Annotated in this window: 11 protein-coding genes; 4 read left to right on the top strand and 7 right to left on the bottom strand. The window is 69.1% G+C overall.

The features are described 5' to 3' along the window. From FXN61_RS36890 to FXN61_RS36870, 5 genes are all read right to left on the bottom strand, one after another. Nucleotides 1-1,026: WXG100 family type VII secretion target (locus tag FXN61_RS36890; RefSeq protein ID WP_512698761.1), on the bottom strand; the 1,026-nt coding region annotated here is incomplete at its 3' end. Beyond that, nucleotides 1,026-1,328, bottom strand: coding sequence for a WXG100 family type VII secretion target (locus tag FXN61_RS36885; protein WP_167978570.1), 303 nt, complete (start codon nt 1,326-1,328; stop codon nt 1,026-1,028). The genes FXN61_RS36890 and FXN61_RS36885, both read right to left, overlap by 1 nt. Beyond that, nucleotides 1,325-1,819: a YbaB/EbfC family nucleoid-associated protein gene (locus tag FXN61_RS36880; protein WP_167978569.1), complete on the bottom strand. Its 495-nt coding sequence runs from the start codon at nt 1,817-1,819 to the stop codon at nt 1,325-1,327. The genes FXN61_RS36885 and FXN61_RS36880 overlap by 4 nt, the downstream gene beginning before the upstream one ends. 43 nt (nt 1,820-1,862) lie before the next feature. Further along, nucleotides 1,863-2,624 (bottom strand): ESX secretion-associated protein EspG, encoded by a 762-nt coding sequence (locus tag FXN61_RS36875; RefSeq protein ID WP_167978568.1) that lies wholly within the window; start codon nt 2,622-2,624, stop codon nt 1,863-1,865. A gap of 275 nt (nt 2,625-2,899) precedes the next feature. Beyond that, nucleotides 2,900-4,723 carry an ATP-binding protein gene (locus FXN61_RS36870; protein WP_312878281.1) on the bottom strand — a complete coding sequence of 608 codons (1,824 nt, stop codon included), beginning with the start codon at nt 4,721-4,723 and terminating at the stop codon, nt 2,900-2,902. Nucleotides 4,724-4,820: 97 nt separating this feature from the next. On the opposite strand from FXN61_RS36870, the gene FXN61_RS36865 reads away from it, so the two are divergent. The 3 genes from FXN61_RS36865 (at nt 4,821) to FXN61_RS36855 (ending at nt 9,226) form a co-directional block, all read left to right on the top strand. Further along, a complete protein-coding gene (locus FXN61_RS36865) occupies nt 4,821-6,290 on the top strand; it encodes an FG-GAP-like repeat-containing protein (RefSeq protein ID WP_223165763.1) in 1,470 nt (489 codons plus the stop codon). A gap of 217 nt (nt 6,291-6,507) precedes the next feature. Further along, nucleotides 6,508-7,551, top strand: a complete 1,044-nt coding sequence (locus tag FXN61_RS36860) for a molybdopterin-dependent oxidoreductase (RefSeq protein ID WP_312878280.1) — start codon at nt 6,508-6,510, stop codon at nt 7,549-7,551. Nucleotides 7,552-7,648: 97 nt separating this feature from the next. Then, nucleotides 7,649-9,226, top strand: a complete 1,578-nt coding sequence (locus FXN61_RS36855; protein ID WP_312878279.1) for an MFS transporter — start codon at nt 7,649-7,651, stop codon at nt 9,224-9,226. On the opposite strand, the gene FXN61_RS36850 is transcribed toward FXN61_RS36855, so the two are convergent. After that, complete coding sequence (locus tag FXN61_RS36850; protein WP_167978564.1) at nt 9,223-12,762, bottom strand: discoidin domain-containing protein; 3,540 nt, start codon at nt 12,760-12,762, stop codon at nt 9,223-9,225. The two genes, FXN61_RS36855 and FXN61_RS36850, sit on opposite strands and share 4 nt — an antisense overlap. Nucleotides 12,763-12,956: 194 nt before the next feature. Here FXN61_RS36850 and FXN61_RS36845 point away from each other — a divergent pair, with 194 nt between their 5' ends. Then, nucleotides 12,957-14,333 (top strand): collagenase, encoded by a 1,377-nt coding sequence (locus FXN61_RS36845; protein WP_167978563.1) that lies wholly within the window; start codon nt 12,957-12,959, stop codon nt 14,331-14,333. Between the two features lie 7 nt (nt 14,334-14,340). Here the strand turns inward: FXN61_RS36845 and FXN61_RS36840 are convergent. Next, on the bottom strand, nt 14,341-15,719 hold a 1,379-nt coding region (locus FXN61_RS36840; protein ID WP_223165762.1), incomplete at its 5' end, for a CHAT domain-containing protein.

Genomic DNA, 15,719 nt, shown 5'->3' with positions numbered 1-15,719 from the left:
CGCCGCCGGATGCACCTGCGCCGCCGGTGCCTCCGGTGGTTTCTGCACTGGCGGGGTCTCTGGTGTGTCGGCTTTGCCGCCGCCGGATGCACCTGCGCCACCAGTGACCTCTGGCGGTTTCTGCACGGGAGGCGCGTCCCCTGCGGGCGGCTTGGCACCACCGGCACCGGAGCCACCGGTGATCGTGGGCGCGTCCCCGGCAGGAGGCTTCACGGGAGGCGGCGCCGTGACGCTCGACGAGCCGCCGCCCTTGCCGAAGCGGGCCGCGTCGTCGGACATCTTCACCAGCGCCGTGCCGAGGTCGTCGGCGGACTTCGCGGACGACGACAGCAGCGACTTGAGCGCGGTGACGTGCCGCATGATCCGGGACAGCGCCTCGAGCGCGGTCGCCACCGCGGTGCCGACGAACGCCACGATCGACGCGCCGAACGTGATCGGGGCCAGGCCGGCGGCGATGAGCGCGCCGCCGATGAGGTTGCCGATCACCATCGCGATGATGTCGCGCACCAACGACCGCACCGCGGTCACGCAGGCGCCCATCGTCGCCATCAGCTTGGCGGAGGCGTTGATCGCCGAGCCGATGGCCTCGATCTCCTTGGCCACCTGCGCCATGGTCGCGCGGAAGCGGTCGGCTGCCTCACCCATCCAGCCGTCGAGCTTCTTCAGCGCTTCGAGGTGGCTCGACGCGATGCCCTCGTACTTCTTGGCGTCCTCCTTGACCTTCTCGGTCTCCTGCCGGATGGCGATGTTGTCGCCCACCAGCAGGTCCAGCGGCTCGCGGAGGAACGCGATGTGGTCGATCAGCCAGCCGACACCGGCACCGATGACCGCGCCGAGCGGGTTGAGAGCGAAGCCGACGACGTCGAACGCGAGACCGACGCTGTACGCGGCGATCGCGGCGTTGTCCTTGTCGTTGACCGCTTTCACCAGGCCGGCCACGGTGTCGACCATGCCGGCGCCGGCGAACTTGTCGTTGAGCTCCGTGCCCTCGCCGAAGCCGGGGGTCCACGTCAGGCCCTGCACCATCAGGCTTTGCCCCCGAACGTGTTGCTGTTGCCCTCGTCCGTGCCGCTGTAGGTGTCCGCGGTCAGGCGGGTGTTCTTCGCCGCCTCGCGCAGACCGGCCTCGTACTTGGCGATGCAGTCCTCGGCCTTCTTCACCTCGACGCGCGCGGCGGCGGCGAAGATCTGCCCGACGATGCCGAACACCAGCGGGTCGAAGTGCACGTTGCCGAGCACGTTCTTCGACGTCTCAAGCTCGCTCACGAGAGTGTCGAGGTTCGTGGCGAACGTCTTGAGGTCGGCGGGATCTACCTCGAACGCGCTCACCAGGGCTGCCCGTCCTCGTCATCGTCGTCGTGCGCGGGACGCGGCTGCCGCGTGGGCGCGGGCGGGGGAGCGGCGGGCTCCTGGTGCTCCACGGCGTACCCGTCGTCGTCATACCCGTGCTGCTCGGCGTCGTCCTCGTCCTCCACGGCGGGCGGGAGGTACGACATCACGAGGTCCATCGACTCGGTGCCCACGCCGATCGGGGCGAAGGCCTCGATCATCTTCTCCGAGGCGGCGCGCTGTCCCTTCGCGACGGCCTCCATGATCGACGCCTGCAGCCGCTGCGGGCTCATCCCCACGGCGTGGTCGGTGATCTGGATGTTCTGCAGCGCACCGGTCGGCGCGATCGTCACCTGCACCGCGTGGTCCTTGGACAGCACGGTGGCGGACGAGTTCGCCATGTCCTCGCGCAGCTGTGCCGACTTCGCCGAGAGGTCGTCGACCTTCGCCTGCATGTCCTGCAGCCAGCGGTCGGGGTCTACCCCGGCCATCTGGCGTCCGTCTATGGGAGCCAACGGATCCACGGATTCCCCCTCACGCCAGTACGGCGTCGATTCGTGTTGCGATTCGGTCGTTGTCGGTGGGTGACAGGCTGAGCCAGCCGTCGGAGCGGACCATCAGGTAGCGGCCCTGATGGGTGTCGAACCAGTTGATCACCACGTCGGCCCTGTGCCGTCCGTGCGTCACACCGAACTGGCCACCGGCCACGCGGCCGGCCGCGAGCTCGTCCATCTGTCTCGCGTCCTGTGCGGACAGTCCGGCCTTCTGCAGTGCCTGCCGGTCGTCGAGCTCGTCGTCGGCCGCGCCCCACGGGTCCTCGGAGTCGTCCTCCTGCTCGGCCTCCTGGAGCGCGACGGCCTGCTGCAAGGTCTCCAGCCGCACCGACAGCGAGTTCCCGGGACCGGCCTCGCCGTCGGGCAGCACCCTGACGATCTCGCGAGCCAGTCCGGTCGGCCTGATCTCCGCGAGGCCGACGTGGTCGCCGTCGATGATCGCCAGCACCGCCTGGGTGCCGTTGGACGCGGCCAGCGCCCGCACGGTCCGGTCCAGCCCCGCGACGGCGTCCACGGACACCTCGTGGTCGTCGAGCAGCCGCATCAGGTCCTCGAGCCGCACGTCGTCGGCGAGGCCGCGCTCGCGCAGTCCCGCGAGCGTCCTGTCCTGCAGCGCTTTGCGCTCCGATTCGGTGTCGCCCTCGCTGGGCACGTCGAGCGGGTACGGGATCCGGCCCAGCCGCAGCGTCTGCCACAGGACGTCGAACTCCCGCGTCGACAAGAGGTACTCGGGCGTGATCACGATTGCTCGGAACCTTTCTGCGCTGCCTGTTCTGCGCGCAGTATCGAGCAGAATCGGGATGCCCGTTCACGATTGATCGGATACGTACCCGGTCGGGACTGATGTTCACACTCCGACGTGAAGGGTCGAACCGGGCCGCTTCCGGATGAACGCGAGCTGCTCGAACCGCTGTTTTCCCAGGTTCTGGAAGCGCTCTCAACAGCGGCCCGAGCGGGCGGCGAAGGCCTGTTCACATGTCGGAAACGGACACGTTCACCGGTCGGTTGTGACCCAACTCACTGGGGTGAGTAGCTGCAGCGGCGGCCTGTCCTGACGTGATCGCGCACGTGGTTCCCGATCACCGGATCGGCCGACGAGAGTGCGTTCACGGCACGGCGGATCGCCTTCCCGACGGCGATCCTGGCGCGCTCGCCCGAGTCCGAGAACGTCCTGGTCCGCCCACCCAGTCCGGTGGCCGCCGCGATCTCACCGGCGAGCCAGTCGTGCTCGGCCCGCTCGGCGCAGGACAGTTCGCGGCCGCGCAGCTCCGCGAGCCTGTTCCGATACTGCCGCAACGCTTCTGGATCCAGCTGGTCCTGTGTGGTCACTTCCTCGGTCAACGCGTTCGTGCCGGCGACGAGCTCGGCGGCGTCGATCTCCCTGCCGGGGTTCGCGACGAGCACCGCGAGATGGGCCATCCCGATTCCGCCGTCCACCAGGACACTGCGGCCGCCGAGCCGGACGAGCCACTTCTTGCCCTCTCGCCGCACGGACAGGTCGGCATCGGGCGGGCCGACCCCCAGTGCGGCGGCTTCCTGCGCGCACGTCGCGAGCTGGCGACGGGCCTCTTCGACGTCGCCCGCCCGTTCCAGCGCCTCGGCGTACTTCCGTCGTGACGACAGCACCGCGGGCCAGTGTCCGAGCGCGAGGTTGTCGCGCACCGCGGCACGCAGGTGAGTCACCGCCAGGCCGACGTCGCCGAACGTCAGCGCGGCCAGCCCGAGCGGGTGCCGCGCCGAGCCGAAGCACGTGACCGCGAGGCTCGCCATCAACGGCAGCCGGGCGAACGGCAGCAGGATCGCGTGGACCTCGCGGGCGACCTCGACGTCGTCGAGCAGGTGCGCGGCGTCCGCGACACCGCTCATCGTGACGAGCCACGTGCTGGAGCGGGGAAGTGCGTCCAGCCCGCGCCGGCACAGCATCGCGAGCGCGCCCTGGGCCTTGCGCCGGTCACCGGACAGCGCGGCGGCCACGGCGAGCGCGCTGAAGAACGAGTTGTCGACGGTGCTCAGCGTCGGCGAGTGCACCAGGCTGTCGAGCAACGGGAACAGCTCCGCCGTACGCCCCTGGTACCAGCGGATCGCGCAGATCTGCGCGCCGTACCAGGCGGTGGCGTCCACGTCGCCGACCTCGGCACCGAGCTGGGCGCTCGCCCCTGCCAGCCGCTCGGCTTCCTCGAACCGTCCGTCCCGGATCGCGAGCATCACCTCGACCGCGCTCACCACGAACCGCACGGCGAGGTGGTCCTCCTGTTCGAGCCGTTCCCGCAAATCCGTCAGGCGGCGGACGGCGTGCGGGTCCGCGTCGAGGAAGTGGTCGACCACCTGCCACATCAGCGCCATCATCAGGTCGCCGTGCCGCCCGCTGTGTCTGCTCCTGAGGGCCTCGCTGATCATCTCCGTGGCGAGTTCCTTGCGCAGCTCCACGTGGTCCGGTCCGAGCACGCAGTGGTGCGCGAGGCTCAGCGCCTCCACGCGGACGACCGGGTCGACGACCTGCCGGGCCTCGTCGAGGAGCTTGAGGATGTCGGCGTTCGTGTTGGCCTGGTAGTCGCTTTCCGCGGTGAGCCTGAGCTTCAGCCGCAACGCGATGTCGGACTTCGGTTCCACGAGCGTCAGCGCGTGCTTGATCCGTGAGCGGACCAGTTCCGCTTCGGCCGCGGTGCGGTGCTCGTGCACCCACACGCCACCGGCGCCGAGTGCCGCCGCGACAAGGGTGTGCACGTCCCCGGTGCGTTGGGCGGCCTCGTAGGCCTCGGCGAAACGTTCCCTGCTGGTGCGCAGGTCCCCGTTCCGCGCCAGCGCTCGCGTGCCTGCTTCCAACAACGACTCGGGCGTCACGCCGCACACCCAAGCAGACGGGTGGAACGGGGATGGAACGGGGTGGAACGCCTCAGGTCGTGAACGTCGAACACAGAATGCTTCAGGGGGCAATGCTTTGAGACGCAATGGATTGAGATGCGTCGCGGGGGCCGTCGCACTGGCGGCTCTGCTGCCGGCGATGCCCGCGGCGGCGGCGCCGATTCCGACCGCGAAGTACGCGCTGGCCGCGTTCGGTCACGACCAGGGCTGGCGCACCGAAAGGCACATCCGCACGCTCACCGACGTCACCCGCGACGGCAAGGCGGACATCGTCGGGTTCGGCGAGGACGGTGTATGGACGTCGATCGCCTTGGGAGACGGCAACTTCACCCAACCTCGACGCGTCCTGACGGCCTACGGCTACAACTCCGGATGGCGCATCGGCACGCATCCGCGCTGGGTCACGGACATCACGAACGACGGCCTCGCGGACCTGGTCGGCATCGGTTCCGACGGCGTGTGGACCGCGGTGGGCAACGGTGACGGCACCTTCGGCACGTTCAGCTACGTGCTGGCGGCCTTCGGTTCCACGGGTAGGCCGAGCCCGATGAGCCTGCACGTGGCCGACGCGAACCTGGACGGCCGCACCGACATCTACGCGTTCTCCAACGGCCGTGTCGATGTGGCATTGGCATCTGGCGCAGGCAACTACTCGGCGCCGTACCTCGCGTCGACCGAGTTCACCTCGGACCGCTTCGACTTCAACCACTTCAAGCTCGCGAACATCGGCGGCGACGCGCGGCCGGACATCCTGTCCATCCGCCATCTTCCCGGCATCGCGCCGATGTCGACGATCGCCCGTGCTGACGGCACCTACGGCACCTCGCAGACGTCGACGAGCAACCCCGACCAGTCCGGCAACGCGATCTTCCGCGTCGCCGACGTCACCGGTGACGGCTACGCCGACGCGGTCCGCTTCGGCAACGACGTCAACACCTACACGGGCCGCGCGATCGGCGCCGGTACGTTCACCACGTTCGGCGTGGGCGTCGCGCACTTCGGCTACAACAACGGAACTGGCTACGGCACCGCGACCCAGCCCTCGCCGTCCCTGGGCAACATCAGCAACGACAACCGCGCCGACATCGTGGGCTTCAGCTCGTCGGGCGTCATGTCCGCCGTGTCGCGCGGCGACGGCACGTTCGCGCCGGCTCGTCGCGTGAACGCCGACTTCGGCTCCGGCCGCGGCTGGACCGTCGCCCAGCACCCGCGTCTGCTCGCCGACGTCACCGGTGAGGGCTGGGCGGACGTCGTCGGCTTCGGCAACGCCGGCGTGTTCGTGGGCCTGTCGAACGGGTCGGGCGGGTTCGGCGGTGGACCGGAGGTCGCGATCGTGCCTTCCCTGCGAGGGCTGTTGTACGACCAGGCCGTGACGCGGCTGGCCGCGGAGGGTCTGCGGGTCGGCTCGATCCGCGGTGTGCCCGACCGCACCTGCGAAAACATCGACCGCGTGCTGAGCAGCAACCCGTCCGCCGGTACGGAGGTCGCGGTGGGCACGGCGGTCACGCTGTCGATCGGGGAGCGGCCGCCGACGCCGTGCCCGTGAGGTCGACCGGTTCCGTCTGAAGGGGAGTCGGCGGAGCCGGGTGGGGCGAGCGGGTCCCCCAGCCCGTTCGTTCGGAGGGGGAAGGTCGTGCGCGGTCCGATTCCGCGCACGGCCTTCGTTCGTCTCGCTCTGTGGGACGGTGGCTAGGTTCGAATGCATGATCTCTCGGCGCGGCGTCCTGCTCGCGGCAGGACTGACACTGATACCGTCTCGGGCTGTGGCGGCCCCTTCGATCGTGAAGCCGTTGCCCGCCACGGATTTCATCATGCACGGCACCAACGCCGAGACGCGCTGGGAAGCCCTGCGTGATACCGGCTCGCTGACGCCGGTCTCGAAGTTCTTCGTCCGCAACCACACCTCCACGCCGCTGCTCGACGCGTCGTCGTGGCGCCTGCGGATCCACGGCTCCGGGGTTTCGCGGCCCTTGTCGCTGTCGTTGCGCGATCTTCGGGCGTTGCCGTCCTGCTCGGTGGAGGCGGTGATCGAGTGTGCGGGCAACGGGCGGAGCTTCTTCATTTCGCAGCAGGGGCAGTCGGTTTCGGGCACGCCTTGGCAGCTCGGGGCGGTCGGCAACGCGCGGTGGCGCGGGGTGTCGCTCGGGTTGTTGTTGCGGCTGGCCGGGTTGCGTTCCTCCGCGGTCGACGTGCTGCCGGTCGGGCTGGACGCGGAGTACGTCACCGGTGGCGTGAACCTGGGACGCGTGCGCCGGCCGCTGCCGGTTGCCAAGGCGTTGGACGACGTGCTGGTGGCCTACGAGATGAACGGTGCCGAGCTGCCTGTCGATCACGGGTTTCCCGCGCGGCTGGTGGTGCCGGGGTGGGTCGGGATCGCGAGCATCAAGTGGCTGGGGTCGCTGGAGGTGTCGGCCTCGGCGCTGCACTCGCCTTGGGGCACGCAGTACTACCGGCTGTTCGGGCCGGCGTATCCCGCCGAGGGGACGCTGGTGACCACGCAGGTGGCCAAGAGCGCCTTCGAACTGGGCTGGGGCGCCACGGTGCCGGCGGGGCGGCAGGTGCTGACCGGGCGGTCGTGGTCACCGGACGGCGAGCGCCGCGTCGAGGTGTCGACGGACGGGCGGACCTGGCGGCGGGCCACTCCGGTGTCGCGTGGCGGGTGGACCCGGTGGCAGGTCCCGTGGCAGGCGACTCCGGGGTCGCACGTGTTGCGGGTGCGCGCGGATGGTCAGCCGGACGAGTCGCCTTACAACACGCAGGGATACCTGTTCGGGGCCGTGGTCAAGCACCCGGTCACGGTGGTCTGATCCTTCATGCTCTCAATAGCTTCAGTGTCGACAAAAATGAATACTCACGCTGTTGTGGCGTTCGGCAGAGCACTCCCGCAGGTGTGAAGATCGGCTGGTGACTGTCTCCGCGTGGGCGCCCCTGCGCCGCAGTGCCTTCCGCGCGCTGTGGCTCGCCCAGTTCGCTTCCAACATCGGCACGTGGGCGCAGACCGTCGGCGCCCAGTGGCTCATGGGTGACCTCGGCGGCAGCGCACTGCAGGTCGCGCTGGTCCAGACGGCCACGACGCTGCCGGTGTTCCTGCTCGTCGTGCCGTCCGGGGCGCTCGGCGACATCCTCGACCGCCGTCACGTCCTGATCTCCGGCCAGGCCCTGATGCTGGTGGGCGCCGGCGGTCTCATGCTGCTGGCCGGTACGGACAAGGCGACGCCGTCGAGCCTGCTCGGGCTGCTGGCGTTGATGGCCATCGGGCAGGCGTTGTCGATGCCGTCGTTCCAGGCGATTCAGCCGGAGCTGGTGTCGCGTGAGGAGATTCCGCAGGCGGCGTTGCTCAACGGCGTCAACATGAACGTCGGCCGCGCGATCGGGCCGGCGCTCGGTGGTCTGCTGATCGCGCTGGCGGGGTCCGAGGCCACGTTCGCGTTCAACACCGTGTCGTACCTCGGGGTGCTGATCGTGCTCGCCAGGTGGCGCAGGCCGTCGGATCACCGTCCACTTGGCACGGAGCACATCACCACCGCGATGCGGACAGGCGCGCGGTACGTCGCGAGTTCGCCGCTCTTCCGGCGGGTGCTGGCACGGCTGTCGTTGTTCATCGTGTTCGGCAGCGGGTTGTGGGCGTTGCTGCCGGCCATCGCTCGCGGGCCGTTGCGGCTCGACGCCAGTGGTTACGGCGTGTTGCTCGGCAGCGTTGGCGCCGGGGCGATCGGTGGCGCGTTCGTGGTGCCGAAGCTGTTGCAGCGCATGAGCAAGAACCGCATGGTCCTGTTCGCAACGTGGCTCTACGCTGCGGCTACCAGCACCGCCGTGCTGACGGAGAACTTCGCGCTGGTGATCGTGGCGATGCTGCTCACTGGCGCCTGCTGGATCGCCACGCTGTCGACCTTCAACGCCACGGCTCAGGTGTTGCTGCCGTCGTGGACGAGGGCTCGGGCGCTCGCCTACTACCAGCTGATCCTGATGGGTGGTCAGGCGCTGGGCGCGGTCGTGTGGGGTGCCATCGCGGACGCGTACAGCCTGAGAACGGCCATGATCGTGCCCGCGGTGGCGATGGCGGTGCTGGTGGTGCTGGCGACGAAGTGGTTGCCGTTGCTCGACCGCCCGCTCGACGTGAGTCCGGCTACCTACTGGGACTCGCCGCCGGAGATCGACGACACCGACGCCGGGCCGGTGCTCGTGACGGTGGAGTGGCCGGTGGCGAAGGAGAACGAGGACGCGTTCATCGACGCCATGCAACGGGTCGGCCGGGCGCGGCGGCGGACGGGCGCCACGATGTGGGGGCTGTTCCGGGACACCGAGACGCCGGAGACGTTCCTGGAGACCTTCACCGTGGCGACCTGGCAGGAGCACCTGCGCCAGCACCTCGAACGCGGCACCGTCGTGGACCAGCAGAACCAGGAAGCCGCACGTGCGCTGGCCAAGGAAGCCCCGCACGTGCGGCACCTGCTGTTCGCTGAACCCAAGAAGCCCGACTAGGCGTTGTAGGCCTCAACTGTTACGCGAGGTTGTTCGGACGTGAGCTCCCGCTTGTGCCACGACAGCGTGATCTCGCGGGTCTCGCCGGGCAACAGCCACAGGTAGTTGTCGCTGTACGTCGTCGGCAGGACACGATCACCAGAACGCCTGTCCCGCAGGCCGATCCTGGTCATCGCCGCGACGACCTTGCCGGTGTTGCGGACGGTCGCGGTCAGCTTCCGCCGGTCGCCGTCGCGGCGGGTGTTGCCGACGTCCAACGAGATCCTGGTGCGGCCCAGCGAGTTCAGGCCCTGCATGTCCGACGGCGCGCGGTAGCGCCAGTAGGTGTTCTCCGACAGCACCCGGTTCCCGTCGAGCAACCGCAGCCGCACGAGGTGCAGCGGCGACTCGTGCGGGGTGACGGTGAACAGACCGGTCTTCCCGGAAGGGCCGACCTCCACGTCGGCTTTCTGCGTGCTCAGCACGGCTCCGGTCAGCGAATAGACGGTGGCCTCGACGCGGCCGCGCAAGATGCCGGTGGTGTGGTTGAGAACCGTCACCTGCCAAGTGTCCAAAGAGGCCTGGACGTGGTGCGGCTCGCACGCCTTCTTCGCGCCGAAGTACGTGCCGTTGACGTCCATGTCGTAGTCGTAGGTCTGCCAGACAGTGGAGTGCCAGGCGGGGTGTGACATCCACAGCAGCAGCGCCGAGGCGTCGTCCCACAGGTTGGCGTTCCACGCCTCGAACATCGCCCGCATGTTCTCGTAGTTCACGAACTGCGCTTTGCGGCAGAACTCGTCGAGCCCGGTCGACGCGCCGAGCCTGGCGTCGATCGCTGCCTGGTAGAGCTGCGGGCGCTGGTTGCCGTTGGTGCACCAGTCGTGCGCGTACCAGACGTCGCCGATCGGCCAGGCGACCTCGCTTCCGACGAGATTGCGCATGGTCTCGGCGACCGGCACGGTCGGCATGCCGATCTCGGTGTGGAAGCCGAAGTTGTAGGTGTCGTAGGTGTTGGCGTCGAAGTACTTCGCGGGCTCGACCCAGTAGTAGGGGCCGTGGCCGGAGACGCTGCCGTCCGCGGAGTGGCTCTGGTAGTAGACGTCGGTGTGTTGCTCGGCGACGATCTTGCGCAGGCCGGCGTCGGTGTTCGGCGGCGGGGAGGCCTCGTTGGCGCCGCACCACACCACGATGCTCGGGTGGTGGCGGTAGCGGGTGACGGTGTCGCGGGCGGTGTCGAGGTAGCCGGGGATGTCGTCGGGGAAGTAGCCGACGACCCAGAAGTCGTTCCACACCAGGATGCCGTGCCGGTCGCAGGCCGCGAAGAACTCGTCGCGGTTGCTGCTGCCGATCCAGTTGCGGATCATCGTGAAGTTCATGTCGCGGTGCAGCGCGATCACGTTGTCCATGCGCTCGGCCGGCATGCGGCGCAGGAGCTCGTCGAAGCCCCAGTTGCCGCCGCGGCAGAAGATCGGGACGCCGTTCACGCGGATCTTCAACGGTTTGGGCGCGTTGCTGACCGTCTGGACGTCGCGCCACGTCGAACCGTCGTCGGACACCTGCACCTTGTAGAGCAGGGCGTAGGCGCGTTCCCAGGAGATCACGAGCTTGCTGAACGACACCTTGGCGCCGAGGTCGACCTGGATCCACTCGTTGTCGCGGTACTCCGACGCCCAGCGGGTGCCGGGGTCGCCGTCGACGACGTTCGGCGCCTTGTTCCACTCGTTGTCGAACGACGACGCGGTGGCCACCTTGCCGCGCGCCAGGTCCGTCTCACCGTCCATGATGGACAGTGACCACATCGACACGCCCCAGCCCGTGGCCCTGCGCTGAGCCTGGACGCGCACGTGCTGGGCGGTCTGGGCGCCGAGGTCGACGGTCTGGGTGACGGCGTTCTGGCCGGGCAGGAACTCGATCGGCAGCTCGTGCTCGTACTGGAACTCGCGAATGCCGAAGTGGGTGGTCCGCGTGTCGCTCTCGGAGCCGTTCGCGACGACGCTCAACACCAGTTCGTGCAGGTACGGGTCGCCGTACCCGTTGGGCCACCACAGTTTGGGGTCGGCCATCTTGTGGGTGCCGAGCGCGACCTCCGTGGTGGCGCCGGGCGCGATGGTGACCGCCTTGGCGAGCTTCACGCCGGAGAACGACGCCTGCACCGTGACCGGCAGCGGAGCGGTGCCGGTGTTGCGCACGGGCACGCTGATCGCGATGTCGGCCGACTTGTGGTCGTTGGACAACGTTGTCACGACACGCGTGTCGCCCATGACCGCATCACCGGTGGCGCGCAGCCGGATGTGGTCCCAGATGCCGGTGCCGCGGTCGCGCACGGCGGGCATCCAGTCCCAGCCGGAGATCGACAGGTAGGTGGGGGAGTCGAGGTAGAGCTTGCCGGAGTTGGGGAACGCGCCGCCGTCGCTGCCCTTGTCCGTCGGGCTGCCGGGGTGTGCCATCGGGTTGAGCCGCAGGGCCAGCACCTGGTCGCCGGAGGCCTTCAGCGCCGGCGTGATGTCGAACGCGCCGCGGATGAACGGGTTGGTGACATCGCCGATCTTGGTGCCGTTGAGCCAGATCTCGGCGTGCTGCATGACGCCGTCGAGCTCCAGCCACACCTTGCGCCCGGCGAAGGCCTTGGGCAACGGGAACGTGCGTCGGTACCACCAGGCGTGCCGCGACAGCGCCTCGGGGATCTTCATGTTGTGCATGCCGGACACCGGGTCCGGGAAGTGGCCTTGGTCGACCAGCGAGGTCAGCACCGTGCCCGGGACCGTCGCGTCCAGCCACTTCGCGGTGTCGACGCCGGGCTTGGCCAGCGCGGCGCCGTCCGCGGTGCCGGCGAAGTCGTCCATCGTGAGGTGCCAGCCGGAGCTCAGCTCGACGGTGTTGTCCGGGCCGGGCTTCAACGCGGGGACCTTGCCCGAGCTGCGCCAGTCCGTCCAACCCTTCACGTCCGGCCGGCGCTTGTCGGACGTGCCGTAGATTTGAAAACCGTTGAGCCCCAACGGGTTGTCGTTCGACCGGCGCGTCGCCACCAGCCGGACCCACCGCGCGTCGACCGGGTTGTCCAGCACGATCCGCGTTTCCGCGCCCATGCCGTCTTCGGTGCGGTAGACGTCGCGCCACGTGTGGTTGTCCGTGCTCACGTCGACCCGGAACGACAGCGCGGCGGCGGAAAGGATCTCCGCGCCGGTCGTGTCGGTGCGCGGCTGGTAGCTCGGCGCCGGGACGAACGTCGGATCGCCCAGCTTCGCCTCGAAGACCAGGACGAACGAGGAGACCCTGCAGACCGCCTGCAGGTCGACGACCACCCACTGGGGGTCGCCGCCTGCCGCCCGCCAGCCCGATCCGCGCACGCCGACCTGCTGCAACCCGTCCGTGACGAACTGCGGGGGAGTGGCGGCGTAGGCGCTCGAGGAGGCGGAGACGGGACGGTTGAGGGCGAGATCGGTCACCGCGGGGGCTGCCTTCTCCTGGCTGGCGGATGCTCCGGGGGACAGTGCGACGCCGGCCAGAAGGCCGGCGTTCGCGGTGAGGAAGACACGACGGGACAGCTCGTGCGACATCAACTCTCCATGCGATCGGGCGCCCACCGACAGCTTTGGTGATCGATCCTTTCGGGGTCAAGATGACAAGCAGGACAAGATGACAAGGTTGTCGCGTGCGGTCCCATAGCTGCGGGCTATGAGCGGAAGGGATGATCGCGGGCGCGCACCGGATGTGACGCTCTGGGGCACCTCAGACCCCTGCGGAGGACCCGATGCGATTACCCGCGCTCGCCCTGGCCCTGGTGGCCGGCTTGCTGGCTCCCGCCCACGCCCAAGCGATCCCTGAGCACGATCGCGGCCTGCTCGCGTCAGCGCAGGCCTCGCCGGCCAGTCCCTTGCTGCCACCCGAGGTCGCCAGGAACATCCACCACCCGGCGCCCCGAAACACGATCTACGCCGCCGTCGCCGACTACCCGGCGGAGCTGCGCGCGTTGACCCACCTGCTGGACAACTACACCAGCGCCGACGACGCCACCGTGCACGCCGGCATGATCATGCTCTACCAGGGTCACGGCACACCGGAGTTCCTGGCCGCTGTGAAGGCCCAGCCCGAGATCCTGCGAGCGTTGCGCCGGTTCGTGGTGCGGCACCTCGACTTCTTCGGCACCGCTCGCGCCTACCTGGTCCACAACGCGACCCGCGAGCTCGGCAGGTTCCTGCAGCATCGCGACCTGGCTCCGCGTGTCCGCCCGCTCCTGGCCGACCTGGTCAAGCGCGGCGACGTCGTCGGCCGGCTCGCGCCGCTGTGGGTGGGCGTCGCCGAGATGGTCGACTGGTACGACAAGGCGAACTGCCGCCAGTACCGCACCTGCGACTTCCGCGAGAAGATCAACCGTCGCGTGCTCTCCGTCCGGCACACCTGCAGTGCCACGGTGCGCATCCGCGCCCAGCAGCTGACAACGGAGGAACTCGGCCGGACGTGCACCAGCCTCGCCGGTCAGGACGCGGCCTTCCACGGGATCGCACGGGATCCCGGCCCGGTCGCCGACGACCTCAACACGACCCTCGAGGTGGTCGTGTTCGACTCCAGCGCCGACTACCGCACGTACGCCGGGGTGCTGTTCGACATCGACACCAACAACGGCGGCATGTATCTCGAAGGCGACCCGGCGAAGGCAGGCAACCAGCCGAGGTTCATCGCGTACGAGGCCGAGTGGCTGCGTCCGGATTTCCAGATCTGGAACCTCAACCACGAGTACACCCACTACCTCGACGGCCGGTTCGACATGTACGGCGACTTCGCGGAGAACATGAAGACGCCGACGGTGTGGTGGGTCGAGGGCTTCGCGGAGTACGTCTCGTACCACTACCGCGGCGTGACCTACGACCGGGCGCTCGCCGAGGCGAAACTGCGCACGTACGCGTTGAGCACGCTGTTCGACACGACCTACGACCATGACACCAAGCGGGTCTACCACTGGGGTTATCTCGCGGTGAGGTACCTGCTGGAGAAGCATCCAGAGGACGTCGCGGCGGTGCTGGCGCGATACCGGGTCGGTGACTGGACGGGTGCCCGTGACCACGTGACGCGCGTGATCGGCAGCCGGTACGACGCCGATTGGTACAGCTGGCTCACCGAGTTGCGGTAGGAGGGCTTCATCCCGCGCCGAAGCACACCAGCGGGATTCGGCTCTCCGCGGTGGCGGCGTCCGCCAGGGCTCTGGCGGGCTCCGCTCCCGCAGCTAGCGCGCGGTGGTAGGAGCTCATGACGTCCACCGCCAGGTCGTCGGGCACGCGGGCGACGCTGGCGATCACCGTGCTGGTGCCCGAGTGGAGCAAGGCCGCGGTGAACCCGAGTGCCTCGTCACCGGCTCGCACGTTCGCCTGTCCGACATCACACGCGGACAGGACGACGTGCCGTGGCGCGTCCTTCAGCTGGACCAGGTCGTAGGCCATGAGGGGACCGTCGGCCAGGTCGAGGCACGAGAACAGCACGTTGTCCGGTTCGTGGTGTCCGTGTGCGACCAGATGTGCGAAGTCGGCTCCGTCGAGCGCGTGCAGCACAGCCTCGACGGTTGCGGCGGCACCGGTGAGGCACCGTGCCTCCGGGTGGACCGCGCTGATCCCGATGATCTCCTTCTCCGCGTGGCGAAGCCGGGGACCACCCACGAGCAGGCCGCCGGCCCGCGTCGGCGAGTGGGCGGCCTGCCTGCCGAACGACCACATCGACGCGGACAACGCCACCGTCACCGGCCGGCCGCGGAACTCCGGCAGGAGCCCCCACGGGATGGCGCTGAGGTGTTTCGTCGGGACGATCACGATGTCCGCGTTACGCAGCAGGCCGCGCAATGGCGCCACGACGCCGGTGCTCAGCAGGTTCACGTGGTGGTTGATCGACCCCGTGATGACCGCTTCGAGCCGCGCGGGCAGGCACCTGCCGCACAACGCGTCGAGGTCGTTGAGCAACCGGGTGACCGTCTCGACCACCAGGCTGGTGCTGCCGAGCTGGATGAGCCGCACCTGGCGCTGGTCGGCCACCAACGCCCAGAGGTGGTCGTCGTGGTCGAAGAAGCTGACCATCACCCGGTTCGCTGCGGCGAGCTGGGCCTGGATCGCGGGCAGGCTCACCACCTGGCGCGGCGAGCCGCCGCCGTCCAGTTGCCAGGTCCGCTGCTGGATGAGCCGTTCGAGATCCCTGCACCGTGCACGGGTCACGGGGTCACGACGCGCGCGGAGCCCGTCTTCCCTCAGGTTGTGGCTCAGCTGACGGAGCTCGGCCAGCGCGTCGCGGACGGTGGGGTCGGCGGGCGGCCGGACGGGGGTCAGGCGGAACGACTGGGCACGGCAGCGTTCCGTCCAGGAGAACACCAGCTGCGGCGAGCCGGTGGCCAGTGCCACGTTCAGGCCCTGTAGTGCGAGGTCGGTGCCTGAGGCGGCGACCGCCGCATCAGCGACCTCGACACCCTCAACACCGAACTCACCGCCTGGCAACACACCACCAACGCCAACCAGCGCGGAGTCGACTGGCAGTTCAC

The sequence above is a fragment of the Lentzea indica genome (assembly GCF_012184385.1).
GTDB lineage: Bacteria > Actinomycetota > Actinomycetes > Mycobacteriales > Pseudonocardiaceae > Lentzea > Lentzea indica.
The sequence above is the reverse complement of the archived record's forward strand: the minus strand, read 5'-3'. Positions and strand labels throughout refer to the sequence as shown.